The organism is Rhizobium etli 8C-3, from assembly GCF_001908375.1.
GTDB classification, from domain to species: Bacteria; Pseudomonadota; Alphaproteobacteria; order Rhizobiales; family Rhizobiaceae; genus Rhizobium; species Rhizobium etli_B.
Genome location: NZ_CP017244.1, coordinates 766329 through 792744, shown reverse-complemented (window position 1 = coordinate 792744; position 26416 = coordinate 766329). Strand labels below are relative to the sequence as shown.

Genomic DNA, 26416 nt, shown 5'->3' with positions numbered 1-26416 from the left:
GCGCGACCTTTGCGTCGAGAAGGAGCCTCTCATGCGGTTTTCTGCCATCCGACACATCGCCGCCATTCTGATTGGCCTGGTTGCGACGACCGCGACGGCTGCCGAGATCACGGATGCTGCGGGCCGCACGCTCAAGATCGACCTGCCAGCAAAACGCGTCATCGTTGGCGAGGCACGGCAGATCCACGTCATCGCCGCCCTTAAGGGTGATAAGACTTTCGATCAGATTGTTGGCTGGCGCGATGATCTGATCAAGAAGGACCCAGACAGCTACACAGCCTATGTCGAGGCTTTTCCGCAGATTGCCGACCTGCCACGTTTCGGTTACCTGCCCCAAGGTGAATTCAGCCTCGAAGCGGCAGTTGCGCTCTCGCCCGATGTCATCACCCTCAATCTGGAGGCGCAAAAGTCCGCGACGGAAAGCGGCTTTGAGGAAAAGGCCGCCGCCGCCGGTGTGAAGATCGTCTATCTCGATTTTCGCCTCGATCCGGTTCGCAACACCGAGCCATCGATCGAACTGCTCGGCCGCCTTTTCGGCGCCGAAGAGCGGGCCAAGGAATTTATTACTTATCGGCGCGCGCAGATCGCCCGCGTGACCGACAGGCTCGCAACGATCAAGGACCTGAAACGCCCGAACGTCTTTATCGAGCGGGCGCCCGGTATTTCGGGGGAAAACAACTGTTGCCGCACCTTCGGACCGGTCAATTTCGGCGCTATGGTGGAAGAAGCCGGTGGTCATAATATCGCATCAGATGTCATTGCCACGACATTCGGCGATCTCAACCCCGAACAGCTTGTCGTGTCCGACCCCGAACATGTGATTGTCACCGGCTCGAACTGGGCAGCCGAATCCGACATCAACCAGTTCGTGCCCGTCGGCCGCGATGCGGATATGTCGCTTGCCCGCGACAGGCTCGCAAAACTGATGACGCGCACACCCTTTCCGGCCCTAAAGGCTGTGAGGAGTGGACGAGTTCACGCCGCGTGGCATCAGTTTTATGGCGCGCCATATGAGTTCTACCCGATCCAGCAATTTGCCAGATGGCTTCACCCCGAGCTCTTTGCTGATCTCGATCCCGATCAGACATTCAAGGAATTCCATGAGAGGTTTCTTCCCGTGACCTTCAAGCCTGGCTATTTCGTATCGCTGGAACAGGGATCAAACTGATGGCTGAGGCAACCCAGCTCCTCGTTACGCCGGCGGGACGCGAGCGATATCGTGCTCTAGCAACGCGCAGGATCCTGATCCTAACCGGGCTGGTTGGCGCGCTGTGCCTGAGTGTCGCAGCAGACATGGCACTTGGGCCGGCCCGCTACAGCCTGACGGAGGTTATCTCGGCGATCTTCGGTCCCGGTGAAGTTGCAAACCAGCTGAGGGTCGTGATCTGGGATATTCGCATGCCCATTGCGCTGATGGCGATCACGGTCGGCGCATCGCTTTCGGTCGCCGGGGCCCAGATGCAGACGATCCTTTCCAATCCGTTGGCGAGCCCTTTTACGCTTGGCATTTCGGCGGCCGCCAGCTTCGGCGCAGCACTCGCACTCGTTGGCGGCGTCTCCCTGTTTCCCGGCGCCATCGAATACGTGGTGCCGCTGAACGCCTTTATCATGGCGATGGTCGCAGCACTCTTCATCCACTTCGCCTCCACGATGCGCGGTGTCAGCGTCGAAACAATCGTGCTGCTCGGCATTGCCCTGGTCTTCACGTTCAACGCAGCCCTCTCCCTCCTCGAATATCTGGCTTCCGAACAGGCGCTCGCGGCAGTCGTCTTTTGGACCATGGGCAGCCTGACGAAAGCCACCTGGGCCAAGGTCTATTTCACCGGGGCGGTGCTTCTCGTCACCGTGCCGCTGTTCATGAAGGACGCCTGGGCGCTGACTGCTCTTCGCCTCGGTGACGACAAGGCTGCCAGCATGGGTGTCAATGTCCGCCGCCTGCGACTGCAGACGATGATGATCGTCAGCCTGCTTGCTGCAATCCCCGTCTCCTTCGTCGGCACCATCGGCTTCGTCGGGCTTGTCGGACCGCATATCGCCCGTATGCTGGTCGGAGAGGACCAACGCTTCTTCCTGCCAGGAGCCGTCATCTGCGGGGCGCTTCTGTTGTCGACGACATCCGTCGTCAGCAAGATGCTCATTCCTGGCGCCATCCTTCCAATAGGCGTGATCACGGCGCTCGTCGGCGTTCCTTTCTTCTTCGTTCTTATATTCAGCAACCGGAGACGCGCATGGTAGGTCTTGCGCTTCAGGACGTGGGGGCCGCTTACGGCCGCAGGACGGTGCTTTCCAGTGTCAGCACGGACATGCTCCGGAGCGGCAGTGTAACGGCGGTGATCGGCCCCAACGCGGCAGGCAAATCGACGTTGTTCAAACGCATCGCCTCGTTGATCTCCGGGCCGGGGCTCGTTGAACTCTCCGGCACGGCGCGAGGACCGAGAACGATCTGCTACATGCCGCAAGATACCGGCGCCAACGCCGTTCTGACGGTCTACGAATCGATCCTGCTGTCTGCCAAACAGGGCAGCGGCTGGCGCGTTCACGACGATGAGCTCGCCGAAATCGACGCCATCTTGAAGGCACTGCGGATCGAGGATCTCGCATTTCGAGAGCTCGGGGAGCTTTCTGGCGGGCAGCGGCAGCTGGTATCGCTGGCACAGGCGCTCGTGCGCCGACCCGAGGTCCTCCTCATGGACGAGCCGACTTCCGCGCTCGACCTGCATCGCCAGGTGGATGTCCTGACCTTCATTTCCGACCTGGCAGCGCGCAAGGGCATGATCGTTCTGGTTGCGCTCCATGATCTCAACCACGCCCTTCGCTACTGTCAAAATACGATTGTCATTGCCGACGGTTCCATGGCGATCAGCGGCGATACATCGGCCGTCATCACCCCCGAAATGCTCCGCGACATCTATAAAGTCGCAGCCCGTATCGAGACCTGCTCGCAGGGACGCGCGCTGGTTATCGTTGATAACGCCATCTAGGCGAGGAAGCTGCACAGATGCGGCAACAGAAGGAAAGACGAGTGCCGGGACCTCACTGCCCCGGCGATACCAGCAGTGAATCGAACTGAAAATTCCCGCTCTTTCCTTTGTCCTGCCATCCGTTAGTTAAACGCCTGTTGTCCAAAGGCTTTCATCTGCAGGAGTGAGGATAAATGGGTGCGTCAGTGATAATCGGAATTTTGATCACGTTTCTCGTGATCATTCTCGTCTTATACTTGGTTCAGCGACTGCCGATCGATGCCCGCATGCGACAGATCGTGCAGATCATCGTGATAATCATCGGTATTGTTTCGCTCCTGAAGTATCTGGCCGTTTGGTAATTACAGGCGGCCTGCGACTGGCCGGCAACGTCAGCTCTTTGTGGCGAAGACAATGCCCGCTGCACTGGGGCAACGGGCACTCTTGCTCCGGTCGACGCCGACTTATCGTCCGTTGGTGTTGCGGCGAACCTTGTCGGTTTTTGCCTTCACTGATGACGTCTTAGCGTCATAGGCCTGTCCGAAATTGGTCCCACCCAGATGCCCGCCGGCGCTCGTATTGGCGACCTGCCGCTTGGCGCGCTGAAGAAGTTGATCTGCATTGGTTTTCTTCATCTCGTAGCTCCAAAATTGAAAATCGAAAAAGGCCGGGCGAACCCGACCTCAATAGTTGATAAAGGACCGGTCCAGGAAATCCGGGTCAGTGGCCGATCAGGTTGGATGGTTACGCAGCGAAAAGGTTCTCGGCGGCGTTCTTTCCGCTTTTGTTGTCGCGCACGATATCAAAGGTAACCTTCTGGCCTTCCCTCAGATCGGACATGCCGGAGCGCTCAACCGCAGAAATGTGAACAAAGACATCCGTTGATCCATCGCTTGGCTGAATGAAGCCGAAGCCTTTGGCCGCATTGAAAAATTTAACAGTTCCGCTGTTCATGACGATATCCTTTCAATCGCACAGGATGAGTCGCTCGGCCATTGCCGACGACGGATGATCGATTTTGAGAGGAAAGACCGCCTTGAGCGCGAAGTGGCGCCAAAACAAAGCTTAACAGGCAAGCTCGATGCCCGACTTTTAAGCGACAACTGTGTCTAGATAAAGGCTGGATCGCACTACCTAAGCTGGCATGCGCGCTCAAAGAAGAGGCCATCCCAGCAGCCGACCTAATCTCGTATTCCCAACCTGATCTCGCACCAAGGAAGACACATGCGGTGTTACACAAAAACCTTGCGACAGCGCCGAAAGCGCCTCGACCATTCAAAACCAATGCTGCCATCGCTTTGTGCCGACGGCCGTCCATTATGTGCCCATTGCAAGGTTCGGCGATGATGCTTGTGTAAGAGCGGCGACGGTGCCTGCCATTGCCGGGACGCCGGCCTCCAGGCAGGCTGCGATAAATGCTTCGCGTGCCACCTCTGCGGGGACGACCCGGCTCAATGCTCCCCGGCACTGGTTGACGGCTCGATGGTAGCGCTCACCTCGCCGCTCGGGCCACTCGTTCTCAAGAAAACCAAGGGTCTCAAAGGCTGACGTCAATGTCCGCTGAAATCCGCACTCCAAGCGGACGGTTATCGGAACCCGCCAAGGCACCTCACTCACAAGCATGATGTTTTCTCCTCTCTCGATGCCGCTACGCCACCCGGGAAAATATTGGTTTTAATCGGTTTTCGTTCAAGAGGTAATGGCCTAGACCAATCGGATGAGTTCCTGCAACGATCGTCATCAGGACGCCATCATTTTGAGAGTATCGCGCCGCGCGCAGGTCGGTGACCGCGCCGATCTGAGGCAAACTCGCAACCGCGCATCTTCCTCCTACCGGCATAGCGACGGCGACGGCCAGTTCCAACGAGCACCGCGCTTCCGGTCGGTTTTCCCGGATGACTGGCGCCTACAACTTCGTCGCCAGAACTGACGCTTCTACCAGTGAGCCCAGCGGACGAAGAGCTTGTGGATTATAGGTGTTGGGGCAGGATTTCATCCTGATTGATCAAAATCGCTCAGCTTGATAATATATCTTCATCAACAGAGGCGGCAAGCGGCTGGAACCACCATGCGTGAAATCAACCACATCACCGGCAAACAGCTGGCAGCGGCGCGTGTGTTGGCGGGTCTTGGTCAAGTCGAACTTGCAAAGCACGCCAATGTTTCTGCCCCCACCTTACGCCGCATGGAGGCAAGCGATGGACAGATCAAGGGCATGCCTAACAACGTCGTCGCCGTCGTTCGTGCCCTCGAAGCGGCCGGCATTGCCTTCCTCGACGGCGACTATTCAGGCTCCGGCGGCCCAGGGATTCGGCTTGTGGCACCTGCGCGAGGGTCGATCGACGTCGATGAGAAACAGATGATTCAGTACCGCGAAGTTTTCGAAAACGATGCACCTCCCGGCGCAGGCGGCTGATATGGAAGAACATTTCGGACATCGCCGCGACGAGCCGCTTACGTCTGAAGATCTGACCGTCTGCAATGACGTCCTTGATGATCTGTGTGCTCAGATGGAGATCACCGACAATAAAACGGTCGCACGTCTGGCCTCGATCATCATAGAACTGTATCGCCAAGGTGTGCACGAACCGGAGCAATTGACGCTTCTGGCGGGCGCGACACGTGATGACCCCGCCGCCTGATGGAGGGCTTGGGTCGTCGGTCGCCAGCAGCAGAGGTTAGTTGACGCCAGGAGATCGCGAATGGCGATGTCTTTCGAGGGCGTCGAAGGAGAAAGCGCCTATCTCCAACGCGGTGCCACCATCGAGTGCAAGGTCAGACAGAATCTCACCGACAACGCTCGTAAATTTGAATCCATGTCCGGAACAGGGCGATGCAACGACAATGTTTGGCTGCCCGGGCAGAAGGTCGAAGAGGAAATCCTCGCTCGGCAACATTGTATAGCGGCAGGAGGCCGCGCGAACACGAAGTCCGGCGGCGGCAGGCAAACGTCTGGATGCAAAGTCATCAAGCAGTGCGGTATCTCGGTCGTTGATCGGCGCATTGGGTCGGTTAGGGTCGATCGGTTCGCGGAAATGCGCGTGGCGGCCGAGCTTCATGCCGTCGACGCCGATCGCAGGGAAGCCAAAATAAGAACCTTCCCGACCTTCGTCGCGAAGGAAACATGGCATGCGCTGCGGCTCTGCGACAAAGCCGTCCTTTGGCTGATACCACGCCACGACCTGACGGATCGGTGTCGCGTGTGATTTCAGGTGCGGAACGAGTTCGGCAATCCATGATCCCGTCGCGATGACGACCTTTCTGGCGTGGTAGCAGCCATTTGCTGAGGCGATAGTCACACCCCCGTCACCCGGATCCAGAGCCATGACCTTCTCGCCAAAATGGATCATCGCTCCGCTTTCGGCCGCAAGTTTGACGTAGCCCATGATGGCAGTCTCCGGTCGCAGATACCCGCCTTGCGGATCAAAGATGGCAACCTCATCGTCATCGAGCTGAAACGCGGGAAAGCGGCGCGCCATTTCCGCTGCGTCGAGCTCTTCATGGGCAAGGCCGTGCAACCTGCACGAAGTGCGCGTGCCGCTCACGATCTTGCTGTCTGGCAAACCGATCTGCAACACGCCGGTGATGGTCAGGATATCGGTCCTTAGGCTGGTTTCGAGCGCTCGCCAGTTGCGATAGGCACGTTGAAGAAGCGGCACATAGGACGGGTCCTCGAAATAGCCGAGCCGAATGAGCCGGCTGTCGCCATGCGACGAGCTCATCGCATGTGCGGGAAAATAAGCGTCGATGCCAATCACCTTGACGCCACGGGCGGCGAGAAATGCAAGTGCTGCGCTTCCCATGGCGCCAAGGCCGATCACAGCGACGTCGAAACGAGCGATCATGGCAACCCTTCAAATACCCGTCGGCGGCGACCGATCCCGAAGCAAAATGCGCAATGTCTCCACGTCCCCAGCAAGCGGGCGGTCGTCGGCATAGTGCTGCACATGCGCACGCACGATAACATGGATTTCTTCCGTGCCCCTCGCCCTCGGCGCTGTCGCCTCGAGAAAATCATGGGCCTGTGCTGCAGCCATCAGTTCGATCGCAAGGATGTATTCAGCATTATCGATGACGGTAAGCAGCTTGTTTGCAGCAGCTGTCGGATGCGCGAGAAAATCCTCCTGCAGACCCGATGTCAGGCCGCCATCCAACGAGGCGGGAGCAGCAAGACGGCGGTTCTCATTACTGAGCGCGGCAGCCGTATACTGGGCGATCATGAAGCCGGAATCGCTGCCGGCATCACTGGCAAGGAAAGGCGGAAGGCCGCTTACCAGCGGATTGACAAGCCGATCAATTCGCCGCTCGCTCATCGCGCCGATTTGAGCGATTGCGACCGCAAGGCTGTCGATCGCCTGCGCGAGTGCCGGAGCAACGGCATGCGCTTCGGACGAGACGATCGGATTGTCCGGCGTGCCCGAGATCGCCGGATTGTCGGTGACGGACGCGAGCTCCCGGTCGACGATCCCGGCTGACTGCACGAATATATCGCGCGCGCCGCCATGGGCATGCGGTACCGCACGCAGGCTCAGCGCATCCTGCGTACGCCTTGCGAGGGCGACCGCAACAAGCCCACTGCCCGAAAGGCGATTGCGGATCGACGCGCCGACCGTCGCGATACCCCTCGAAGGACGAAGCGCAAGCACGGCTTCGTCGAATGCTGCCAGCTGGCAGCCGGCAGCTTCCAGGGTAAGAGCGGCGATTGCATCGGCCCAATCGAGAAGGCGCGCGGCACGTGCGAGAGCGATGCTCGAAAGGCCGGTCGCGCAAGCCGTGCCATTGACAAGGCTCAACCCTTCTTTGGCCTTGAGGACGAGTGGCGCTAGACCGATCGCCGTCAACGCGTCGCGCCCGTGCATCGGACGACCGGCGACGCGCGCAGATCCCTCCCCAATCAAGACGAGCGCACTGTGGGCATTGTGGGTGAGATAGCCGGCTGAGCCTTTCGACGGCACATCGGGAATGCAATCCCTCTCGAGAAAGGCAGCCAGGTTTCTGACGATTTCCGGCCGCACGCCTGAGTGGCCGTGGGCAAAATTGGCGATCTGCGCGGCAATAATGGCCCGCACCTCGCGTGGTGCCAGGAGCGAGCCGACGCCGCATGCGTGACTGAGTACGATATTGCGCGAGAGTCGGCTTTGCGAGCTACGATCAACGACCGTGTCCGACAGGGCGCCGACGCCGGTATTTATACCGTAGGCCCGCACCCCGCTATCGACGATACACCCGACGATACGGGCAGCGTGGGCGATACGTTCCTCTGCAGCCGGCGACAGTGCAAGTGCTGCGCCTTCGCCGACCTCAGCGATGTCGCGCCAGCCAAGCCTGTCCCCGATCGTGACGGTCATTGTCCACTTCCGAAATCGCCGATGAACTGGCGGAAGGCTTTCGATGCGCCGCCGCCGAACATTGCGTCCGGAGCGCCACTGCTTTCCACAAGCCCTTGGCGCATGAAGATGACGCGATTAGAGACGTTGCGGGCAAAACTCATTTCGTGCGTGACAACGAGCATGGTCATGCCCTCTTCGGCGAGCGCACGCATGACCCGGAGTACCTCACCAACGAGTTCTGGATCAAGGGCAGAAGTCGGCTCGTCAAAGAGCATCACCTTCGGCTTCATCGCAAGCGCGCGCGCGATTGCAGCACGCTGCTGCTGGCCGCCCGAAAGATGCGCCGGATAGGCATGACGTTTATCGGCGATGCCGACCTTTTCGAGCAGCGCTTCGGCTTCGGAAATGCACTCTGCACGCGGCCGTTTGAGGACATGCACGGGGCCTTCGATCACATTCTGCAGGATGGTCATATGTGACCAGAGATTAAATTGCTGAAAGACCATGCCGAGTTCGGAGCGGATATGATCGACCTGCTTCTGGCTCGCGGGCCTGCTTCTTCCGTTCTTGTGCACCATCTGGATCTCTTCGCCATCGACCCAGATCTCGCCACTGGTCGCCGTCTCGAGAAGGTTGATGCAACGCAGGAACGTCGATTTGCCGGAGCCTGATGCGCCGAGCAGCGAAATCACATCGCCATCCTGTGCATCGAGGGAAATTCCGCGCAACACCTCGTGAGTGCCGAAGCTCTTGCGGATGTTGCGGACCGAAAGTCGGGTCTGACCGGGCATGAAGGCTCCAATCGGTTTGAGTCTGATCCTACGCCTTCAGCGCCGCCGGAGTGGCGCGGCGATGTCGGGAGAGCGAATATTCAAGCAGGGTCATGCCCTGAAGGATGATGAAGTTCAAAACAAGATAGATGAGGGCAGCACAGAGGAAGACCTCCATCGTACGATAGGTCTGCGAGATCAGACGCTGGGCGACACCTGTGACCTCCCATACCGTGACGAGGCTTGCGAGAGCCGTCGACTTCATCATCAGGACGATTTCAGTCGAATAAGCAGGCAGGGCATGCCTAAAAGCGATGGGCGCCAGGATGCGGCGCACAAGCACAAAGCCCGACATGCCGATCGAGCGGGCGGCCTCGATTTCCCTTGGAGAGATTGCCCGAATGCCGCCGCGGAAGATCTCGGCCGTGTAACCGGCAGTGCACAGCGCCAGCGACAGAACGGCACAGACGAAAGGCTCTCTCAGGAACGGCCAGAGGAAGGAATAGCGGATGAAACCAAATTGCCCGAGGCCGTAAAAGACGAGAAACATCTGGATCAGAAGCGGTGAGCCGCGAAAGACAAAGACGTAGCCCTTGGCAATCGCCGAGAGTACCGGATTGCCGCCAACGCGCATCCAGACAATCAAGAGCGCCAGAAAGAGGCCGAAGAAGATCGACGCGGAAAACAGCGCCAGCGTCATCGGCACAGCCTTCAAAAGGGTGATCATGGTCTGCGACAGAAAGGTGAAATCCATGGTCGTTCCTCAGGCCTGGCCCATCGCAGCTGCCGGCATGCTGCGGTTTGTCCGCCGCTCGGCACCATTGAATACCCGATCGGAAAGGCTCGTCAGGATCAGATAGAGCGCGCCACCGATGATGAAGAAGAGGAAATATTGCCGGGTGGAGCCGGCCGCGACCTGGCTGGTCCGCATCAGTTCGGCAAGACCCGTCACCGAAACCAGCGCCGAGTCCTTGAGGCTCAACTGCCAGACATTGCCGAGGCCGGGAATGGCGAAGCGCAGGACCTGTGGCATGATAATGCGCCGGAAGCGCAAGCCGCGATGCATGCCGATTGCGGATGCCGCCTCAAGTTCTCCCTTGGAAATCGCAAGATAGGCGCCACGGAAGACCTCCGCCTGATATGCGCCTGAAATGATACCAACCGCCAGCGCACCGGCCGCGAAGGAAGGTAGTCCGAGAAAACCCTCGTAACCCATGGCCGTGCCGATCGCCGTCATTGCGGACGATCCGCCGAAATAGATCAGATAGATGATCAGCAGTTCGGGAACGCCGCGAAAAACGGTGGTGTAGAGACTGCCCATGGCAGACAGCAGCCAATTGCCGGACAGCTTGGCGCCGGCGACGATCGTTCCGAGCAGCGCCCCGATTGCGAGCGCCGTCGCCGTCACGGCAAGCGTCGTCGCGGCACCGAGCAGAAGCAGTGCTCCCCATCCTGTCGAGCCGAAGCCGATCAGTTCCATTGTCGCCATATCCGTTCCCCGCGCTGCCCTCCAAGGGCCGTCAGAATAACATGCGGTCCCCGTCGAGTAAGCGGGGACCGGAAGTTTTCGGCCGGAACCGGCGCTTACTTCTGCGGGCTGACGTCGACCTTGAACCACTTCATCGAGAGGTTTTTGACGGTGCCGTCAGCAAGGGCAGACTTGATGGCCTCGTTGAACTTGTCGCGCAGATCCGTATCTGCCTTGCGCAGCCCAAGACCTTCGCCCTCACCCCAGATGGAACCGGCTATTTCGGGACCGGTAAAGGCAAGCGCACCATTTGCGGCTTGAAAGGCGTTGTTGAAATAGACCGCATCGTCAAAGCCGAGATCGATACGGCCGCTCTGCAAGTCAAGGTCGCGGTCTGCACCGGTCTTGTATTCACGGATCTCGGCGATGCTGCCGAAGTTGTCATAGACGAATTTGGCATAGACAGTCGCCGCCTGAATGCCGATCGTCTTGTCCTTGAAGGCTTCCTTGAGGGCTTCGATTTCCTTCACCCCGCTCTGGCCGGGAGTCATCGTGATGGTCGAGCCTGTGCCTGCGGCGTTGGCAAGCGGACTATCCTTGGCTGTCGCAAAGGCGGCGGGGGTCGCGGCGTAGGGCACCGTAAAGTCGATGATCTTCTTGCGTTCCTCGGTGATCGACAAGGCGTCCATGATGACGTCGAACTTGCCGGCGTTGAGGGCTGGAATCATTCCGTCCCAGTCTGAGGCGACGAGGCTGCACTCAATCTTGGCACGTTCGCAAAGAATCTTGGCGAGTTCGGGTTCGAAACCGCCGAGCGAGCCGTCGGCATTCGTCAGGTTCCACGGCGCGTAGGCGCCTTCGAGCGTTATGGTGGCGGTCTTCCAATCCTTGGCCGCGAGCGGGGCGGCGAAGGTTGCGAGCATGAACCCGGCAGAAAGAAAAAGCGTCTTCAATCTCATATCATCAATCTCCTCTGAAGTTGTCATTGATCTTGTGATTGCATGAAACCGGTCTGCGCCGGCTTGCCTGTCGTCATCGATGTTACTCGAACGCTTGACCAGGAGGTTGTATAGGGTAGCATATGAGAGATTTCATGATATGCAAGAGGAAAGTCTGTTTATCGGGCAGATTCCATCGATGCAAAAGGAATGGGCAATGAAGCGTCCGGGCGAGATGAAGCGCGAGTTTTCCGAAAATGACACCGCACCGCTTTACGCCGGCGTCAAACAGGTGATCCTCGATCGCATTCACAGCGGCGAATGGCCGCCCAAGCATCGCGTGCCTTCCGAAAACGAACTCGTCGTCGAGCTCGGCGTCAGCAAGATGACCGCCAACCGCGCCTTGCGCGAGCTTGCCAGCGAGGGTGAGCTGGTGCGCATCCAGGGCGTCGGTTCGTTTGTTGCGGAGCGCAAAGGCTATTCTGCGCTTTTTGAAGTGCGTAATATTGCTGAAGAGATTGCCGAGCGTGGAAACGCGCATGAGGCAAAGGTCATTGTTCTTGCAAGAGAAATCGCCTCCCCGGAAGTGGCTGATGCGCTGGAGCTTGAAATCGGCGGCCCCGTATTCCACTCGCTCATCGTTCACAGCGAAAACGGCGTTCCGGTGCAAATCGAAGACCGCTTCGTCAACCCGTCGGCGGCGCAGAATTACCTTGAGCAAGATTTCTCCTCGGTGACACCGAATGCCTATCTCACAGCCGCAGCGCCATTGAGTGGATCCGAGCATGTCGTCGAAGCAGCAATGCCGAGGAGTTGGGAATGCAAGCTGCTGATGATTTTGAAAACGGAACCCTGTCTTGCGATCCGGCGACGGACCTGGTCGGGCAAGAAGGTTGTCTCGACTGCCAGACTTGTTTATCCGGGGCATCGCTATCGGCTGGAAGCACGCAGTGGCCGGATGTTTGATGAATAGGCATCAGGTTCCATATGGAAGTTTTGCCGCATCGGAGCTGAGCGGTTTCGGTAGAGCCGGCACGAGCATAGGCCGATCAGCGCGGTCCGATTGGATATGCAGTATCGTCGCTGCGCCGAGAGCCGCGGCAAATAGAGCCGGGCAGCATTCGAGATCGGGCACAGTCAGGGAAGAACAGCTCCTTGACCTTACCAGCATTGGAACCTCTAGCCTGTGCATAAGGTAATGTTCGCGCCACATAAACGACGCGAACATCAACAACATATGGGACCTGATTGAAATCGGGCTGCTTTGCATGTAGCTCGTTGGGAATGGGCAAGATGTACCGAATCATAGTGAGCAGGCTGCTCGTGATGATGCGGCTGGTGATCATCGTATCGCTGGCGGGGTATTCGCTGTCGAACGCTAATGCAGCGATGCATGGCTCTCCCTTCCCAGATCCTGGAGCCGCTCCGTTTGACGCGATGCTGTCGCACGGCGCGCATGACAGGGTCGACGTCGCCCAACATGACCACTCGCATGGCGATGTCTCCGATGATGACGGATCAAAGCTCGTCAAACAGGACTGCTGTGACGATTTTTGCGGCGGCATCGGGATTATTTCTGATGGCCAGGACGTCGGTGGGCCCGTCGTGACTTCGATCCGGCAGTTCGTCGACGACCGGACGACGCTTGGTGAACTGCCAACGCTCGACCGTCCTCCGAACATCTGAATAGAGACGCGCCCGCTTGATCGGGTCCAGCCGGACATCTGCCTTTGTGTGGCGGGTGCCCTTTAGGCTATCTCATACTCGGAAATTTCATAATGAAAACCTCGCTTCTCGTGGTGGGGCTGCCGCTTGTTATCGGCGGCTGCGCATCCACACTTCCTCCCGACGTAACGGCGTCGTCGGCCGCAGTCGAACAGCCCTCCCCGCGCCCGGTCGCATACCGGTCGCCGATCTCGGGCTATGTCGACAGGCAGCCCGTCGACCCCAGGCCCTGGCGGCAACAGAACCAGTCGCAGTCTCCCGCCGAAGGAGACCCGTCATGACCCCGACGAAACTGCTCGCAGCCATCTCAGTTATTCCATTCGTCCTAGCAGGCTGTGTCAGCAGCGCGGAATATGCCAGGAATGAAGCCGGTTTCACCACTGTCTCCAGTAAGACTGCTGCCATCGCCTCTAAGCGAACCGTCTGGGTGCAAAATCAACAACAGGCGCGAGCAGCATCTGCTCAGGTCAGAGCGCTCCTGGCTCGCAAGAAGTCACTCGACGTCGAGACCGCCGTACAGATCGCCCTGCTGAACAACAAGGGCCTTCAGGCGGCGTATGCCGATCTTGGCGACAGCGCCGCTGACGCCTGGCAATCGACAATGTTCCTGAACCCGACTGTAGCCGTTGGTTTGACAGGCATCGGGACGCCCGGGTTAGAGGCCTTCAAGACAGTCGAAGGGGCAGTCGTCACCAACATCCTGGCGCTTGCCACGAAGAAGCGTGACATCGAAATCGCTGACACGCGGTTCCGGCAAGCACAGTTGAACGCTGCTGTGCGTACGCTTCAGCTTGCCGCCGACACCCGTCGCGCCTGGATCAACGCCGTTGCTGCCTGGGAGAACGTGGGCCAGTTGCAACGCGCCCAAGCCACTGCCGATGCAGCCTCCGAGCTAGCACAGAAGCTGGGCGAGACCGGGGCAATGACCAAAGGCGCTCAAGCTCGCGAGCATGTTTTTGTAGCCGAGCTTGCAGGCGAAACCGCAAAGGCGCGTCTGGCGGCCCGGCTGACAAAGGAAGAGCTTACGCGTCTTATGGGTCTTTGGGGCTCTGACCTCGACTATCAAGTCCCGAACAGCCTGCCGTCCCTGCCAAGGGCTGTCGTCAAGCGCGATACCATCGAGGCGGAGGCACTTCGCAACCGTATCGATCTGCAAGTCGCCAAACTTGAGTTGGAGGCGACCGCTCGCTCCTATGGGCTGACAGAGGCAACTCGGTATGTGACCGATCTGGAAATCCTGACGGGGCTTGAAACGGAACGCGAAATCGAGGACGGCGACAAGAAGGTCGACACGACGGGATTTGCCGAGCTGGAATTCGCGATCCCAATCTTCGACACCGGCAAGGCCCGGATGCGCAAGGCCGAGCTTGACTACATGCGTGCCGCCAACGAGTTGGCGGAAAAAGCCATCAACGTCCGTTCGGAAGCACGCTCCGCCTACGAGGCCTACCGGTCGAACTACGACATCGCCCGGCACTACCGCAACAGCGTCGTGCCGCTGCGCACCAAGGTCGAAGAGGAGTCTCTGCTGACCTACAACGGCATGATCACCAACACGTTCGAACTGCTCACCGACACACGCGACAAGATCAACTCCATCCTGCTCTCCGTCAACGCCAAACGCGACTTCTGGTTGGCCGAAGCCAACCTTGCGCCAGCGATTTATGGCGGCGGCGCGACGGCTACGTCAGCAGAGACCGAAGTTGCCTCTGCCTCCGAGAGCCGCGGTGGCGGCGGCCATTGAGAAAGGACATCGCTATGTTCAATAGAAGACAGATCATTGGAGCTAGCGCCGCTCTCCTTTCGACGGCCGCTTGGACAAAGACGTCGGCAATGGGTCTGCCCGACGCACCAACGATGGAATCGGCGGACATGCAGCCACCGCTCCATCCGACCTCGGGACCAGATTACCAGCCAGTGGTTACGCTCAATGGCTGGACCCTGCCGCACCGGATGAACAACGGTGTCAAGGAGTTCCACCTGGTCGCCGAACCGGTCGAACGCGAGATGGCTGACGGCATGACGGCCTATCTCTGGGGCTACAACGGTCAATCACCCGGTCCCACCATCGAGGCGGTCGAAGGAGATCGCGTCCGCATTTTCGTCACGAACAAATTGCCGGAACACACGACGATCCATTGGCACGGCATGCTCGTGCCGTCGGGCATGGACGGTGTCGGTGGCCTGACACAGCCGCATATCCCGGTCGGCAAGACCTATGTCTACGAGTTCGATCTCGTAAAGTCGGGAACCTTCATGTACCACCCGCACTCCGACGAGATGGTGCAGATGGCCATGGGCATGATGGGCTTCTTCGTCGTCCACCCGAAGGACCCGAAGTTCATGCCGGTCGACCGTGACTTCGTCTTCCTTCTCAATGCCTATGACATCGATCCCGGCTCCTACGTGCCCCGGATCATGGAAATGACCGACTTCAACATGTGGTGCTGGAACAGCCGCGTGTTTCCGGACATCAGTCCACTCGTCGTTTCCAAGAACGACCGGGTCCGCGTCCGCGTCGGCAACCTGACGATGACGAACCATCCGATCCACATGCATGGCTACGACTTCGAGGTGACCTGTACCGACGGTGGCTGGGTGCGGCCGGAAGCGCGGTGGCCGGAGGTAAGCATCGACATTCCGGTCGGTGCAATGCGTGCCTACGAGTTCGACGCCAAGTACCTCGGCGACTGGGCGATCCATTGCCACAAGTCGCATCACACGATGAACGCGATGGGACACGACATCCCGACCTTCATCGGTGCCGACAAGTCCAAGGTCGCCGAGAAGATCAAGAAGCTTCAGCCGGAATACATGCCCATGGGCACCAAGGGTATGGCTGATATGGGCGAAATGGAAATGCCTATCCCCGAGAACACCATTCCGATGATGACCGGCTGGGGGCCGCACGGCCCCATCGAGATGGGCGGCATGTTCTCGGTCGTCAAGGTCCGCGAGGGCATCTCGGCGGGCGACTACTCCGATCCGGGCTGGTACGAGAACCCGCCGGGGACCCAGGCTTGGGAATGGACCGGCGAACTGCCGGACGCGACCAAGGTCAAGGACGCGAAAACGCAAATCACACCGAAGCCGACAAACGGCTGAGGCTCAATCCTCCACATCAAAAAAGGATTTACCCATGAAAAACTATGTACTGGCACTGGCGCTGGTCGCGCTCGCAACCCCAGCCCTGGCCACCGGCAATCACGCTGGCGGTCACGGTGAAAAGATGCCCGTTGGCGAACCTGGCGACAAAGCCAAGGCGACGCAAACGATCCGCGTCACGATGAAGGAAACCGACGACGGGAAGATGCTGTTTACCCCCGCCGTCTTCAATGTCCGCAAGGGGCAGACAGTCAAGATCGCGATCAAGAATGCCGGCACCGTCGATCACGAATTCGTGCTCGATCAGGAAGACAAGATCCTTGAGCATAAGGCGGTCATGGAGAAGTTCCCGGAGATGGAACATGACGATCCGAATTCGATCCGGCTTCCGGCAGGTCAATCCGGCGAGATCGTCTGGAAGTTCACCACCGACGGCCAGTTCAAGTTCGCCTGCCTGATCCCTGGTCACTATGAAGCAGGCATGCACGGCGACGTCACCGTCGCCGGGAAGTAATCGAAACCAAGGAGACACAGAGATGAAAACTGCAATGATCAAGGTCACCGTAGCCGCCCTGCTCTGCGCCAGCACGGCCTTCGGTGCGTTTGCCCAGGAATTCACCAAGGGCGTTGTCAACAAGGTCGACACCAAGGCAAAGAAGGTCACCATCAAACATGAAGACCTCAAGGGCCTCGACATGCCCGCGATGACCATGGTTTTCCGTGTTGAAGACCCTGCATTGCTGGAAAAGCTGAAGGAAGGCTCGAACATCGAGTTCGTTGCCGAACGCGTGAATGGCAAGCTGATGGTCACCGAGGTAAAATAGCCGCCTCCTGCCGCCCGCGTCCATCCGGGCGGCAGGACATCAAGGAGTGGAGACGATGCACAGGAGAAGCTTCATCACAATGGCGGCATCCGCCCTGGTGTTCCTTGGCAGCGGGGTCCGCGCCGCCGCCCCAGCGAAGATGACTGTCCACAAGGATCCGAACTGCGGTTGCTGTCGCGAATGGTCGAAGGCGATGGCCGCGGCGGGATTTTCTGTCGACGTGCGCGACACCGGCGACCTTGCCGCAGTTAAAGCGCGGCTGGGAGTCCCCGCCGCCCTTGAGGGATGCCACACTGCCATCGTCGAGGAATACTACCTTGAGGGACACGTTCCGCTTGAGGCCGTTCAGCGCCTGCTGCGGGAGCGGCCGCCGGTCCGAGGGCTGGCCGTGCCTGGCATGCCCCCTGGCTCGTTGGGGATGGGAGACGACCCGCAGGCGTCCTATGACGTCTATGCGATCCCCTCGGGAACCGGCGCACCATACCTATTCATGGAGGTCCGACCCCGGAAGGGGTGACGTCGCGATCAAGCGGCCGCGTCGAGCGCTCATTGCAGGGCGCGGCTTCAAGATCTTGGCCGGCAGATCCGAACGAAGCGATGTGGGGAGACCTGGACGAGTGTGGGGAATGCGCGCAAACGATCAGGGACGAAAATCGGGCGTCTCTCCCGCTTCCGTGGTCGTTGCGCGCCGATCCAGTCAATCCGCACAAGCTCCGAGGCTCGATCAACCGGTCGGCTGCTTGGTCTTCCTGAGATAGGGAAGGACAGTGTCGAAAGAGCCGAAGCGCGAGATCGCGTCTTCGTTCGAAACCGCAGCCGTGATGATGACGTCTTCCCCCTGCTGCCAGTTTGCAGGTGTCGCTACCTGATGCTTGGCCGTCAACTGAATGGAATCGATGGCACGCAAGATTTCATTGAAGTTGCGGCCCGTCGTCATCGGATAGGTGAGGATGAGCTTGATCTTCTTGTCGGGGCCGATGACGAAGACAGAGCGCACGGTGGCGTTGTCGGCCGGCGTGCGGCCTTCCGAGCTCTCGCCTGCGCCTGCCGGCAGCATGTCATAGAGCTTGGCGACCTTGAGATCCTTGTCGCCGATCAGTGGATAGCCGACATCGAAACCGGTAGCCGTCTTGATGTCGTTCTTCCACTTGCCGTGGCTTTCCACCGGATCGACGGATATGCCGATGATCTTGACACCGCGTTTAGTGAACTCCTGTTCGAGCCCGGCCATTGCGCCAAGTTCCGTCGTGCAGACTGGCGTGAAGTTCTTCGGATGCGAGAACAACACCGCCCAACCATCTGCTATCCACTCATGAAAATGGATTGGGCCCTGCGTCGTCTCGGCGGAGAAGTCAGGTGCAATATCATTGATGCGAAGGCTCATGGGTTGGGTCCTTTCTCCTGGATCACGCGTGAATTCCGTCTTCGGCTAGCGATATACGCTCATCTTAGCCGACAGCAAGCCGCTTGCGGCCGCACGCTTCAAACATTGGTGACCGCTCGCCTACGTTCAACCTGCCGCGGGCGGCGGGTGCGGCTCTTCAACGTTGTCAAAAGTCCATACCCGCTCGGCCAGCGCCCGAATCCGCTTGCGACGTTGATATGTCCGGCCAATCCGATGTTCCTGAGATCGGATCTCCAAAGGCGCGCAAACATCGTCAACCGGTCAAGGCTTATATAGATATCGTTGAGACTGCCGACGACGATGCTTGGAAAGGGCAGCGCCTTGGTGGGCATCGTGCCAAAGTCGATGTGACCGGGATGGAGCGCTTCTGTTGCACGCAGATCGCATGGCGCAACAAGAAGGGCTCCCCTGACGCGCCGAGCCGATGGCCGGCCTGCCAGTTGAGCGGCCAAAAGGCAACCGAGACTGTGAGCGACAATATAGGCATCGTCCTCCTCCTCGGCTAATGTTTCCTCAAGTCTGAGCATCCAGTCGTGCAAGCGGGGACGATCCCAGTCGTCCTGTTCGACAAGCCGGCTGTGCGGATGCTCCTTCAACCAATGGTGCTGCCAGTGCCCCTCACCTGAACCGAAGAGGCCGGGGAGAATGAGTATTCGGCTCATTGCAACACGCTTCATAAGTCGCTCCGCGACATGCCGCGGCATTTTAATGCGGCCGTGCAAAGGGTTGTCGGCATCGAATTCCTCTTAGTCCCGCGAGGATATCAGGCCTTGAACGTTATTCGGCGGCCGCAACGATCACATCGCCTGGAAAAAAAGCTGCAAGTTCGCCTACCACTTCGTCAATCCGCGTCGACAGTGGCTTTGAAGCAACCTTGTAGTCCGCAAAATCTCGGTCCGATCCGTAGACGGCCGTCGGCAGGGTATGGGACATGAAGAAGCCGAAGAGCGGCCGCAGTTGGTGCTCGACCACCAGAGCATGCCGGTCTCCGCCGCCAGTTGCCGTGATGATGATCGGCTTTGCGCGCAGTTCCCCGGGTTCAATAAGGTCGATCAGATGTTTGAACAGACCGGGATAGGATCCCTTGTAAGTCGGCGAGCCGACCACCAAAGCGTCAGCGCCGACGATTGCATCGATGACACCCTTTGCCTGATCGTCCAGTTCCCTTCGCGATAACGCACTGCCGAGCGATGGGCCAACATCGTGTAGATCATAAACGCGACGGTCGAAGCCATATCTATGCGCCGCGCGATCGGCAACCTCCTCAACGAGCGCGCATGTCTTGGAAGGGCGGTTGAAGCTGCCGGCAATTCCGACCAGTCGCAGAGCGGCCATCTGTTTTCCTTTCCGATTGAATGAACTATTTATTGTCTATAAATTTAGTGGTTAAAAGCAAAGAGCATTTCCAATGATGGATGACAGGGAAATTTCTTTCTGCCCGGCGGCTGATCGCTTTGATGCGTCTGAACGCCGGGATTGATTTTTATGAGCCTGACAATGGCAGGCATGATCGGAGGTTGCGCCGGAGATTTCAAGAATCGGCGGTGATCGGAAAACGAATGAGACTGGCTCGGCACGGCAGCCAGCCTAGATATCGGCTCCTTGCGTCGGACTGCGCGTTGCCAGGATCTTGTCGATGCGCATTCCATCCATATCGATGACTTCGAACCGCCATCCGTCGAACTCGAAAACCTCACCGGTCTCCGGGATGTGCTGGAGCTGATGAAGGGCAAATCCCGCAAGCGTATGGAAGTCAGCATCCGGTTTGTTCCGCAGGCCCAGTTTTTCGAAAGCGTCGAAGGCCGGCATCATTGCATCAACGAGCAGTGAGCCGTCTTCGCGAACCACGATCGCCGGTTCCTCGTCGGATCCCGGCAGTTCCCCGGCGATCGCCTCCAGCAAGTCCGTCTGCGTGACAATTCCCTCGAGACTGCCATATTCGTCGATGACGATAGCGAGGTGGACCGGTGACGCCTTGAAGCTGCTGAGAACGCGGACCACCGAGGTTCCTTCGTGAAGCACCAGCGGCTGCTTGATGACATCCATCGGCCGGATCCTGCCGCCGTCCAAAACCTGATCGAGCAAGTCCTTCTTAAGAACCATCCCGATCGGCTCGTCGATTGAGCCGCGAGCAACGAGAAGCTGTTCGTGCCTGCACTCCCTAATCGTTCTCAGGATTTCTGCCTCGCTGTCGTCGGCGTCGAACCACTCCACGTCCAGACGCGGTGTCATGACGTCGGAAATCGGTCTTTCGCCGATATTGAGCACGCGCTCGACGAGCTGTTGCTGCACCTGGTTGAGAAGACCCGCCTCCTGGCTTTCGGCCACCAGCAACTTCAGCTCTTGCGGAGAATGGAAGGAGGATTCACCAGTTCCGGGGTGAAGGCCGAAAGCACGAAGCACGAGGTTGCCCATACCATTGAGAGCAAAAATCGCCGGCTTGAATAAGACGAGAAAGAACCCAAGCGGCCGGACCACGGCCAACGAGGTTTCCTCACTACGCTGCAGAGCGAGGCTCTTCGGTGCCAGCTCGCCAAGCACAATGTGAAGCGCCGTTATGATCACAAACGCAATGACAACTGCGATGGCATGAGAGCCTGTCCTTGCCCAGTCACCGGGCAACCACGCCAATAGCGGCTCGATCAGATGCGCCAGCGCCGGTTCGCCGACCCAGCCAAGAGCGAGTGAAGAGATCGTTATGCCGAGCTGGGTGGCCGCAAGATTTGCATCGAGATTGTCCACAGCCCGCTGAAGCGCTGAAGCGTTCATACGTCCCGCGGCCGCGAGCTCGGCCACGCGGCTGCGCCTGACGGAAACCAATGCGAATTCGGCAGCCACGAAAAAACCGTTGGCGCCAACGAGAAAAAACACGGCAAGAATCCCGACATAATCAAGAATACTGCCATCCTGGCCCGTCATGAGTTGATCGTCCCTAACTGTTGAAGGAACCAATATCGTAGCATGGGCAAGCGCAAACGGGCACGCGCCAATAGAGACTGTTTTTTCTTTCCCATGACCAGGTGCGCAGACGAAAATGCCGGTCGCCAACCGTGACGGCGACAGACCTCCGTGACACCGTCGCTGGCAACTAGAAGGAGAGGTCGAGAACACGACCCTCGAAGAGGCGATCTCTCGAGCCCTCAAGATGGGCCTGCATCAGCTCCCGGGCGTCGTCTGCCCGGCCCTCGGCAATAGCCTTGTAGATTTCATCGTGTTCCTGAAACACTTTCTGAAGGCCCTGGCGGGGACCGAGAAGCGACAATCCATGCAGATGCATACCAACCGCGATATGCGGTTTGAGAGCGTCCATGGAGGCCGTGTAATAGTGATTGTTAGCAGCCTCAGTGACAGCCCGATGAAACAGGAAATCGGCGTCGGTTCGATGAAGCTGGTGGTTCGTCGCCTCGCGAAGATCCGCAAGCGCCGTTGCTATCTTCTCAAGCGCTCCACTGTCGCGGCGCTTGGCGGCAAAGTAGGCCGCCGCGGGCTCGATCGTCAGGCGGAATTCGTAGCAACGCTGAATGTCGGCGATCGTCTTGACAGGCGAGTAAGCCAGGTGCGCGGCCGGCAAGCCGTGGGCGCTGACGAAGGTTCCTGCTCCCTGACGGGCATAAACCATGCCCTGGTCGCGCAAGCGCGCGAGCGCGTCGCGAACGATTGGACGCGATACGCCCAGCATCGACGCCAGTTCATGCTCTCCCGGCAAGCGTGAATCAGCTGGATAGTTTCCGGCGCGAATACGTTCCAGAAGCTGGTCGAAGACGCGATCCACGAGCTTCACGGCCTTTCCGCGCTCGGGCTTTGCGGCTCGGCCGGTTCCCGCGTTCAAAGATGCTCCATTTCTTTCATCCACCTTCATTCTCCCGCCGGCATCCGCTAGGCCGCCTGAACCCGCACAATCAGTCTTAGCAAACTATCGCAGCTGCCGAACCCCCCGGACTTTACCGCAGAACGAAGATGGCGCCCGTCTGCGGCTGTAACGTCGAACCACGGCACGCCTGCCTCGATTTCACCTTTCGGGACGAGGATGCGCATACCAAGCTCGCCAAACACCGCAAGCGCAGTGTCGCCACCGCCAACCATCAGCATATCCGGCCGTGTATCGTCCATGACCGATTTTACGCCTTTTGCAAAGCGTTGCGCTACTGCTGCAGCATCGTCTGCAGTTCCGCCACTGCAGCGAAGCAGAGCAGGAAGCTCAAAGCCTTCGCCGCTTTCCACAGCTCCCAGCGGTGCGTCTGCGACCATGCGCAAGGCACCGGATGCCTCGAGGCGGTCCATCTGCTGGGCGGTAATCGGATCGCGGGAGCCGATGGCAAAAAGTGTCCTGATGGCCGGCTCGAAGGTTTGGCTATGCCCGCCCGCCTTGCCCAGGCGTCGGGCCAGGGCCGCGCCAAGGCCACGCGCGCCGACGGCCAGAACCGAACGCCAATCATTTTCGCCGGCGATGGAGTCGAGATCGCTATCGTCCTCGGCATCTGCAACGGCCACGATTTGCGAATGGTTAGCAAAAAGCTCGGCAACCGGGATCGGACTGTCGACACCGCGCCCGACGACGCAACCGCGATAAGTAAAGCGCTTCTGGTCCGGAATCGCAGGCGCAACCAGAATTGACTTGAGGGCGAATACCTCAACAAGGGCAGAGCTTTCGGCAGCGACGTTGCCTTTTAGCCTGGAATCGATCTTCTTCATGACGATTGCAGGTTCGGCCGACAGCAAGACCTCTGCTGCCAGCCGCACCCTGTGTGCGGCGGCATCCTCGGCAAGAGCACGCGAGGCTGTGTTGATCACCACGACATCGGCACTCCTCGCAATCGCCTCCCTTGCCGCCTCAACATCAATGGCGACAGCAACGGCAAGGCCCGCTTCGACGAAAGGCGCGGCCGTATCGAGTGCCCCGGTCAGGTCGTCGGCAATGATGGCGACTTTCAGCGTCACGTCGTCTGACCCCAATTGACGGCGTGGCAGGCAACGAGATGGCCGGGACTTGCTTCCTTCCATTCGGGAACGAGTCTGCTGCAGACATCGGTTGCGATCGGGCAGCGGGTGTGAAAGCGGCAGCCGGACGGCGGGTCGAGCGGACTTGGAACGTCACCCTGCAGGATCTGGCGCTTGCGGCTCCGCTCGTGGGAAGGATCGGTTTCCGGCACCGCCGAAAGCAGCGCCTTCGTGTAGGGATGCAGCGGATTTTTGAACAGCTCTTCGCGGCTGGCAAGCTCGGCAAGCCGGCCGAGATACATGACGCCTACGCGCGTGCTGATATGGTGGACGACTGCCAGGTCATGCGCGATGAAGAGATATGTGAGGCCGTATTTCTCCTGCAGATCGAGCAGCAGATTGATGATCTGTGCCTGGATCGAAACGTCGAGTGCTGAGATTGCCTCGTCGCAGACGATGAATTTCGGCTGGCAGGCAAGCGCACGCGCGATGGCGACGCGCTGGCGCTGGCCACCTGAGAGCTCATGCGGATAACGCTGCGCAAAGCGCGCCGGCAGCCCAACATCACTCAGCAGGTTTGCGACCTTGTCCTTGAGCTCGCCCTTGGTGCATAACCTGTGGAAGAGGATTGGCTCGCCGATCGCCTCGCCGATCGTCATGCGCGGATTGAGCGTCGAATAGGGATCTTGAAAGACGATCTGCAGGTCGCGGCGGAATGGCCGCATTTCCTTTTCGCCAAGCCTCGACAGATCCTGCCCCTTGTAGACAACCTTGCCGCTCGTGGCCTTGTAGAGATTGAGGATCGTAAAACCGGTCGTCGATTTGCCGCAACCGGATTCCCCGACAAGGCTTAAGGTCTCGCCTTCCATGATATCAAGATTGACGTTGTCGAGCGCGTAAACGGTTGCCGAGCGCTCGCCGAAAGCGCCGAGCTTGACGTGAAAGTGCTTGACCAGGTTTTCGACCTTCAGAAGCGGTTCAGCGCCCATCACGCAGCCTCCTGCACTTTCTGGACAACAAAACATGCGGTGCGATGGTTGGCGGCTCCGGCCAAAGGTTCAAGCTTCGGAGCGCGCTCGTGGCAGATGGTCTCGACAAGCGGACAGCGCGGGGCGAACGGACACCCTTTCGGACGCAGGCCGGGCTCAGGCGGTGTTCCCCCGATCGAACTTAGACGGCTTGCAGGCGCATCCGAGAGCTTCGGGATCGACGCAAGCAGCCCGCGCGTATAAGGATGGCTTGGCCGAGCATAGAGCTCATCGACCGGCGCAACTTCGACGACAGTGCCGGCATAAAGCACCGCCACGCGATCGACGAGACCTGCAATCAGCGCCAGATCGTGCGTGATCCACACCACCGACATGCCAAGCTTGGCCCGCAGCTCCTTCACGAGATCGACGATCTGGGCCTGGATCGTGACGTCGAGCGCCGTGGTCGGCTCGTCGGCGATCAGAAGCTTCGGATCGCAGGCAAGGCCGATGGCGATCATCACGCGCTGGCGCATGCCGCCCGAAAGCTCATGCGGGTATGCCATCAGGCGTTCCTCAGGGCCGGGAATACCCACCAGCCGCAGGAGCTCGACCGCCCGAATTCGCGCATCTGCCTTGCTCATCTTGCGATGATAGATCAGCGGCTCGCAGATCTGCTCGCCGACGCGCATCACCGGATTGAGCGAGGTCATCGGATCCTGGAAGACGAAGCCGATGTCACCACCGCGCACCTTCCGCAGATCGGCGTTCGACATCGTCTGCAGATCGCGTCCGTCGAAATGCGCCGTGCCCCTGGCGACTCTGATCTTGTTCGGCAGGAGCCGCATCAGGCTCAGCATCGTCAAGCTCTTGCCGCAGCCGGACTCGCCGACGACGCCAAGCGTTTCGCCCTTGTTGACGTAGAGATCGATGCCATCGACCACGACGGCAGTCCCTCGGCGCGTCTCTATCTCGACGGTGAGGTCGCGCACGTCAAGAAGGCGGTCATTGGTCGTCGTGTTCATTACTTGCTGCCCCGCGGATTGAGCGCATCATTGAGACCATCGCCCAGGAAGCTGAAAGCAACCGAAGCAAGTCCGAGCACAGCCGCCGGCGCAGCAAGCAGATGCGGATAATGCTGCCAGACACGCAGGCCATCCGAGATCATGTTGCCCCAGCTGGGCGTTGGTGGATTGACGCCGACACCGAGGAAACTGAAGGCACTTTCGAGCACCATCGCAGTACCGAGACCGGCGCTGACGGAAACGATCAGCGGACCGAGGGCATTCGGAATGACGTAGCGCGTGATAACGATCCAGCTCGAAAGGCCGAGCGCCTGCGCCGCCGTGATATAGGGCCGGCTGCGGATCGACAGGACCTGGGCGCGGACGAGACGGGCGTAGGGCGGCCAGGCGATCAGGGCCATTGACCCGAAAACCAGGATGAAATCAACCCAAACCGTCTGACGATAAAAAGGATTGAGGGTCTCCAGGTAGCGGGCTTCCATCCAGTTGGTGATCGGCGATTTCAGCGAAGCGTTGATGACGACGACCAGGAGCAGATTCGGCACCGACATGGTGACATCGGTCAGCCACATGATGACGCGATCGAATGGATCGCCGAAGAAGCCAGCAACAGCGCCGAGGGTCAGTCCGATCAAAACGGCGACGAGCGTGACGATCACGGCGACGAGAAAGGCGGTGCGTGTGCCGTAGACGACGCGGCTGAAGACGTCCCGGCCAAGATCATCGGTGCCGAATAGATGTGTCAGCGAGGGTGCGGCGTTGCGGGCATCAAGGTCCTGGCCCAGGTAGTCATAGGGCGTAAGGTATGGTCCGAAGACCGCTGCCAGAGCCAGCACAACGACAACCGCGAGGCCGAAAAGGGCAAGCCTGTTGCGCTTCAGGCGGAACCAGGCATCGCGCCAAAGGCTGACCGGGGGTTCTTCTGCGGTCTCGATCGTCGAGAGAGGGACTGCGGACATT

General features: G+C 59.2%; 32 protein-coding genes. 14 read left to right on the top strand and 18 right to left on the bottom strand.

The features are described from left to right. Positions 1-31 precede the first annotated feature (31 nt). From AM571_RS28750 to AM571_RS36675, 4 genes are all read left to right on the top strand, one after another. Positions 32-1168: an ABC transporter substrate-binding protein gene (locus AM571_RS28750; RefSeq protein WP_074065635.1), complete on the top strand. Its 1137-nt coding sequence runs from the start codon at positions 32-34 to the stop codon at positions 1166-1168. Continuing rightward, positions 1168-2235 (top strand): FecCD family ABC transporter permease, encoded by a 1068-nt coding sequence (locus tag AM571_RS28745; RefSeq protein WP_074064395.1) that lies wholly within the window; start codon positions 1168-1170, stop codon positions 2233-2235. Before AM571_RS28750 ends, AM571_RS28745 begins: the two co-directional genes overlap by 1 nt. Then, complete coding sequence (locus AM571_RS28740; protein WP_074064394.1) at positions 2229-2981, top strand: ABC transporter ATP-binding protein; 753 nt, start codon at positions 2229-2231, stop codon at positions 2979-2981. The genes AM571_RS28745 and AM571_RS28740 overlap by 7 nt, the downstream gene beginning before the upstream one ends. A gap of 173 nt (positions 2982-3154) precedes the next feature. Further along, complete coding sequence (locus tag AM571_RS36675) at positions 3155-3322, top strand: Thivi_2564 family membrane protein (RefSeq protein ID WP_022716243.1); 168 nt, start codon at positions 3155-3157, stop codon at positions 3320-3322. Between the two features lie 102 nt (positions 3323-3424). Here the strand turns inward: AM571_RS36675 and AM571_RS37130 are convergent, their stop codons facing one another. From AM571_RS37130 to AM571_RS28730, 3 genes are all read right to left on the bottom strand, one after another. Beyond that, complete coding sequence (locus AM571_RS37130) at positions 3425-3595, bottom strand: hypothetical protein (protein WP_165918538.1); 171 nt, start codon at positions 3593-3595, stop codon at positions 3425-3427. Positions 3596-3704: 109 nt separating this feature from the next. Then, positions 3705-3914: a cold-shock protein gene (locus tag AM571_RS28735; RefSeq protein WP_074064393.1), complete on the bottom strand. Its 210-nt coding sequence runs from the start codon at positions 3912-3914 to the stop codon at positions 3705-3707. A 363-nt stretch (positions 3915-4277) separates the two neighbouring features. Then, positions 4278-4583, bottom strand: a complete 306-nt coding sequence (locus AM571_RS28730) for a DUF982 domain-containing protein (RefSeq protein ID WP_074064392.1) — start codon at positions 4581-4583, stop codon at positions 4278-4280. Positions 4584-5028: 445 nt separating this feature from the next. Here AM571_RS28730 and AM571_RS38570 point away from each other — a divergent pair, with 445 nt between their 5' ends. Together AM571_RS38570 and AM571_RS28720 are read left to right on the top strand one after the other, a co-directional pair. Beyond that, positions 5029-5376, top strand: a complete 348-nt coding sequence (locus tag AM571_RS38570) for a helix-turn-helix domain-containing protein (RefSeq protein ID WP_074064391.1) — start codon at positions 5029-5031, stop codon at positions 5374-5376. Position 5377: 1 nt separating this feature from the next. Next, the gene (locus AM571_RS28720) at positions 5378-5602 is read left to right on the top strand and encodes a hypothetical protein (protein WP_074064390.1); all 225 of its coding nucleotides are present in this window, start codon (positions 5378-5380) and stop codon (positions 5600-5602) included. A gap of 36 nt (positions 5603-5638) precedes the next feature. Here the strand turns inward: AM571_RS28720 and solA are convergent, their stop codons facing one another. From solA to AM571_RS28690, 6 genes are all read right to left on the bottom strand, one after another. Then, positions 5639-6805, bottom strand: a complete 1167-nt coding sequence (gene solA / locus AM571_RS28715) for an N-methyl-L-tryptophan oxidase (protein ID WP_074064389.1) — start codon at positions 6803-6805, stop codon at positions 5639-5641. 9 nt (positions 6806-6814) lie between these two features. Then, positions 6815-8308, bottom strand: coding sequence for an HAL/PAL/TAL family ammonia-lyase (locus tag AM571_RS28710; RefSeq protein WP_074064388.1), 1494 nt, complete (start codon positions 8306-8308; stop codon positions 6815-6817). Further along, on the bottom strand, positions 8305-9081 hold the full coding sequence (locus tag AM571_RS28705; RefSeq protein ID WP_074064387.1) for an ABC transporter ATP-binding protein: 777 nt from the start codon (positions 9079-9081) through the stop codon (positions 8305-8307). The genes AM571_RS28710 and AM571_RS28705 overlap by 4 nt, the downstream gene beginning before the upstream one ends. Before the next feature lie 28 nt (positions 9082-9109). After that, positions 9110-9814, bottom strand: a complete 705-nt coding sequence (locus tag AM571_RS28700) for an ABC transporter permease (RefSeq protein WP_074064386.1) — start codon at positions 9812-9814, stop codon at positions 9110-9112. Between the two features lie 9 nt (positions 9815-9823). Beyond that, entirely contained in the window at positions 9824-10549 is a 726-nt protein-coding gene (locus AM571_RS28695; RefSeq protein ID WP_074064385.1) for an ABC transporter permease, read from the bottom strand. 95 nt (positions 10550-10644) lie between these two features. Further along, on the bottom strand, positions 10645-11487 hold the full coding sequence (locus tag AM571_RS28690) for a transporter substrate-binding domain-containing protein (RefSeq protein WP_074064384.1): 843 nt from the start codon (positions 11485-11487) through the stop codon (positions 10645-10647). Positions 11488-11683: 196 nt separating this feature from the next. On the opposite strand from AM571_RS28690, the gene hutC reads away from it, so the two are divergent. From hutC to AM571_RS28650, 8 genes are all read left to right on the top strand, one after another. Next, a complete protein-coding gene (gene hutC, locus AM571_RS28685) occupies positions 11684-12439 on the top strand; it encodes a histidine utilization repressor (RefSeq protein WP_074065634.1) in 756 nt (251 codons plus the stop codon). 311 nt (positions 12440-12750) lie between these two features. Further along, complete coding sequence (locus AM571_RS28680) at positions 12751-13152, top strand: hypothetical protein (protein WP_196776385.1); 402 nt, start codon at positions 12751-12753, stop codon at positions 13150-13152. Between the two features lie 92 nt (positions 13153-13244). Next, positions 13245-13472, top strand: a complete 228-nt coding sequence (locus AM571_RS28675) for a hypothetical protein (RefSeq protein WP_074064383.1) — start codon at positions 13245-13247, stop codon at positions 13470-13472. After that, a complete protein-coding gene (locus tag AM571_RS28670; RefSeq protein WP_074064382.1) occupies positions 13469-14935 on the top strand; it encodes a TolC family protein in 1467 nt (488 codons plus the stop codon). The genes AM571_RS28675 and AM571_RS28670 overlap by 4 nt, the downstream gene beginning before the upstream one ends. Before the next feature lie 14 nt (positions 14936-14949). After that, positions 14950-16296 carry a multicopper oxidase family protein gene (locus AM571_RS28665; protein WP_074064381.1) on the top strand — a complete coding sequence of 449 codons (1347 nt, stop codon included), beginning with the start codon at positions 14950-14952 and terminating at the stop codon, positions 16294-16296. A 34-nt stretch (positions 16297-16330) separates the two neighbouring features. Next, positions 16331-16810 carry a cupredoxin domain-containing protein gene (locus AM571_RS28660; RefSeq protein ID WP_074064380.1) on the top strand — a complete coding sequence of 160 codons (480 nt, stop codon included), beginning with the start codon at positions 16331-16333 and terminating at the stop codon, positions 16808-16810. Positions 16811-16832: 22 nt separating this feature from the next. Beyond that, positions 16833-17120, top strand: coding sequence for a copper-binding protein (locus tag AM571_RS28655; RefSeq protein ID WP_074064379.1), 288 nt, complete (start codon positions 16833-16835; stop codon positions 17118-17120). Positions 17121-17175: 55 nt separating this feature from the next. Then, complete coding sequence (locus tag AM571_RS28650; protein ID WP_074064378.1) at positions 17176-17637, top strand: DUF411 domain-containing protein; 462 nt, start codon at positions 17176-17178, stop codon at positions 17635-17637. A gap of 207 nt (positions 17638-17844) precedes the next feature. Here the strand turns inward: AM571_RS28650 and AM571_RS28645 are convergent, their stop codons facing one another. The 9 genes from AM571_RS28645 to AM571_RS28605 all read right to left on the bottom strand — a co-directional run bounded on the left by AM571_RS28645 (position 17845) and on the right by AM571_RS28605 (position 26415). Further along, positions 17845-18504, bottom strand: coding sequence for a peroxiredoxin (locus tag AM571_RS28645; protein ID WP_074064377.1), 660 nt, complete (start codon positions 18502-18504; stop codon positions 17845-17847). A 98-nt stretch (positions 18505-18602) separates the two neighbouring features. Then, positions 18603-19187, bottom strand: a complete 585-nt coding sequence (locus tag AM571_RS28640) for an RBBP9/YdeN family alpha/beta hydrolase (protein ID WP_074065632.1) — start codon at positions 19185-19187, stop codon at positions 18603-18605. A gap of 115 nt (positions 19188-19302) precedes the next feature. Beyond that, positions 19303-19860: an FMN reductase gene (msuE, locus tag AM571_RS28635; RefSeq protein WP_074064376.1), complete on the bottom strand. Its 558-nt coding sequence runs from the start codon at positions 19858-19860 to the stop codon at positions 19303-19305. A gap of 252 nt (positions 19861-20112) precedes the next feature. Then, entirely contained in the window at positions 20113-21444 is a 1332-nt protein-coding gene (locus AM571_RS28630) for a hemolysin family protein (protein ID WP_074064375.1), read from the bottom strand. Between the two features lie 169 nt (positions 21445-21613). Further along, entirely contained in the window at positions 21614-22378 is a 765-nt protein-coding gene (locus AM571_RS28625) for a FadR/GntR family transcriptional regulator (protein ID WP_196776384.1), read from the bottom strand. A 23-nt stretch (positions 22379-22401) separates the two neighbouring features. Next, complete coding sequence (locus tag AM571_RS28620) at positions 22402-23463, bottom strand: four-carbon acid sugar kinase family protein (protein ID WP_074064373.1); 1062 nt, start codon at positions 23461-23463, stop codon at positions 22402-22404. Then, on the bottom strand, positions 23460-24452 hold the full coding sequence (locus tag AM571_RS28615) for an ABC transporter ATP-binding protein (RefSeq protein WP_074064372.1): 993 nt from the start codon (positions 24450-24452) through the stop codon (positions 23460-23462). The genes AM571_RS28620 and AM571_RS28615 overlap by 4 nt, the downstream gene beginning before the upstream one ends. Further along, entirely contained in the window at positions 24452-25456 is a 1005-nt protein-coding gene (locus AM571_RS28610) for an ABC transporter ATP-binding protein (protein WP_074064371.1), read from the bottom strand. The genes AM571_RS28615 and AM571_RS28610 overlap by 1 nt, the downstream gene beginning before the upstream one ends. After that, positions 25456-26415, bottom strand: a complete 960-nt coding sequence (locus tag AM571_RS28605) for an ABC transporter permease (RefSeq protein ID WP_074064370.1) — start codon at positions 26413-26415, stop codon at positions 25456-25458. Before AM571_RS28605 ends, AM571_RS28610 begins: the two co-directional genes overlap by 1 nt. Position 26416: the final 1 nt, after the last annotated feature.

Coding starts and splice junctions, on each gene's coding strand:
- AM571_RS28750 (WP_074065635.1), top strand. CDS start 32: ATGCGGTTTTCTGCCATCCGACACATCGCCGCCATTCTGATTGGCCTG.
- AM571_RS28745 (WP_074064395.1), top strand. CDS start 1,168: ATGGCTGAGGCAACCCAGCTCCTCGTTACGCCGGCGGGACGCGAGCGA.
- AM571_RS28740 (WP_074064394.1), top strand. CDS start 2,229: ATGGTAGGTCTTGCGCTTCAGGACGTGGGGGCCGCTTACGGCCGCAGG.
- AM571_RS36675 (WP_022716243.1), top strand. CDS start 3,155: ATGGGTGCGTCAGTGATAATCGGAATTTTGATCACGTTTCTCGTGATC.
- AM571_RS37130 (WP_165918538.1), bottom strand. CDS start 3,595: ATGAAGAAAACCAATGCAGATCAACTTCTTCAGCGCGCCAAGCGGCAG.
- AM571_RS28735 (WP_074064393.1), bottom strand. CDS start 3,914: ATGAACAGCGGAACTGTTAAATTTTTCAATGCGGCCAAAGGCTTCGGC.
- AM571_RS28730 (WP_074064392.1), bottom strand. CDS start 4,583: ATGCTTGTGAGTGAGGTGCCTTGGCGGGTTCCGATAACCGTCCGCTTG.
- AM571_RS38570 (WP_074064391.1), top strand. CDS start 5,029: ATGCGTGAAATCAACCACATCACCGGCAAACAGCTGGCAGCGGCGCGT.
- AM571_RS28720 (WP_074064390.1), top strand. CDS start 5,378: ATGGAAGAACATTTCGGACATCGCCGCGACGAGCCGCTTACGTCTGAA.
- solA (WP_074064389.1), bottom strand. CDS start 6,805: ATGATCGCTCGTTTCGACGTCGCTGTGATCGGCCTTGGCGCCATGGGA.
- AM571_RS28710 (WP_074064388.1), bottom strand. CDS start 8,308: ATGACCGTCACGATCGGGGACAGGCTTGGCTGGCGCGACATCGCTGAG.
- AM571_RS28705 (WP_074064387.1), bottom strand. CDS start 9,081: ATGCCCGGTCAGACCCGACTTTCGGTCCGCAACATCCGCAAGAGCTTC.
- AM571_RS28700 (WP_074064386.1), bottom strand. CDS start 9,814: ATGGATTTCACCTTTCTGTCGCAGACCATGATCACCCTTTTGAAGGCT.
- AM571_RS28695 (WP_074064385.1), bottom strand. CDS start 10,549: ATGGCGACAATGGAACTGATCGGCTTCGGCTCGACAGGATGGGGAGCA.
- AM571_RS28690 (WP_074064384.1), bottom strand. CDS start 11,487: ATGAGATTGAAGACGCTTTTTCTTTCTGCCGGGTTCATGCTCGCAACC.
- hutC (WP_074065634.1), top strand. CDS start 11,684: ATGAAGCGTCCGGGCGAGATGAAGCGCGAGTTTTCCGAAAATGACACC.
- AM571_RS28680 (WP_196776385.1), top strand. CDS start 12,751: ATGGGCAAGATGTACCGAATCATAGTGAGCAGGCTGCTCGTGATGATG.
- AM571_RS28675 (WP_074064383.1), top strand. CDS start 13,245: ATGAAAACCTCGCTTCTCGTGGTGGGGCTGCCGCTTGTTATCGGCGGC.
- AM571_RS28670 (WP_074064382.1), top strand. CDS start 13,469: ATGACCCCGACGAAACTGCTCGCAGCCATCTCAGTTATTCCATTCGTC.
- AM571_RS28665 (WP_074064381.1), top strand. CDS start 14,950: ATGTTCAATAGAAGACAGATCATTGGAGCTAGCGCCGCTCTCCTTTCG.
- AM571_RS28660 (WP_074064380.1), top strand. CDS start 16,331: ATGAAAAACTATGTACTGGCACTGGCGCTGGTCGCGCTCGCAACCCCA.
- AM571_RS28655 (WP_074064379.1), top strand. CDS start 16,833: ATGAAAACTGCAATGATCAAGGTCACCGTAGCCGCCCTGCTCTGCGCC.
- AM571_RS28650 (WP_074064378.1), top strand. CDS start 17,176: ATGCACAGGAGAAGCTTCATCACAATGGCGGCATCCGCCCTGGTGTTC.
- AM571_RS28645 (WP_074064377.1), bottom strand. CDS start 18,504: ATGAGCCTTCGCATCAATGATATTGCACCTGACTTCTCCGCCGAGACG.
- AM571_RS28640 (WP_074065632.1), bottom strand. CDS start 19,187: ATGAGCCGAATACTCATTCTCCCCGGCCTCTTCGGTTCAGGTGAGGGG.
- msuE (WP_074064376.1), bottom strand. CDS start 19,860: ATGGCCGCTCTGCGACTGGTCGGAATTGCCGGCAGCTTCAACCGCCCT.
- AM571_RS28630 (WP_074064375.1), bottom strand. CDS start 21,444: ATGACGGGCCAGGATGGCAGTATTCTTGATTATGTCGGGATTCTTGCC.
- AM571_RS28615 (WP_074064372.1), bottom strand. CDS start 24,452: ATGGGCGCTGAACCGCTTCTGAAGGTCGAAAACCTGGTCAAGCACTTT.
- AM571_RS28610 (WP_074064371.1), bottom strand. CDS start 25,456: ATGAACACGACGACCAATGACCGCCTTCTTGACGTGCGCGACCTCACC.
- AM571_RS28605 (WP_074064370.1), bottom strand. CDS start 26,415: ATGTCCGCAGTCCCTCTCTCGACGATCGAGACCGCAGAAGAACCCCCG.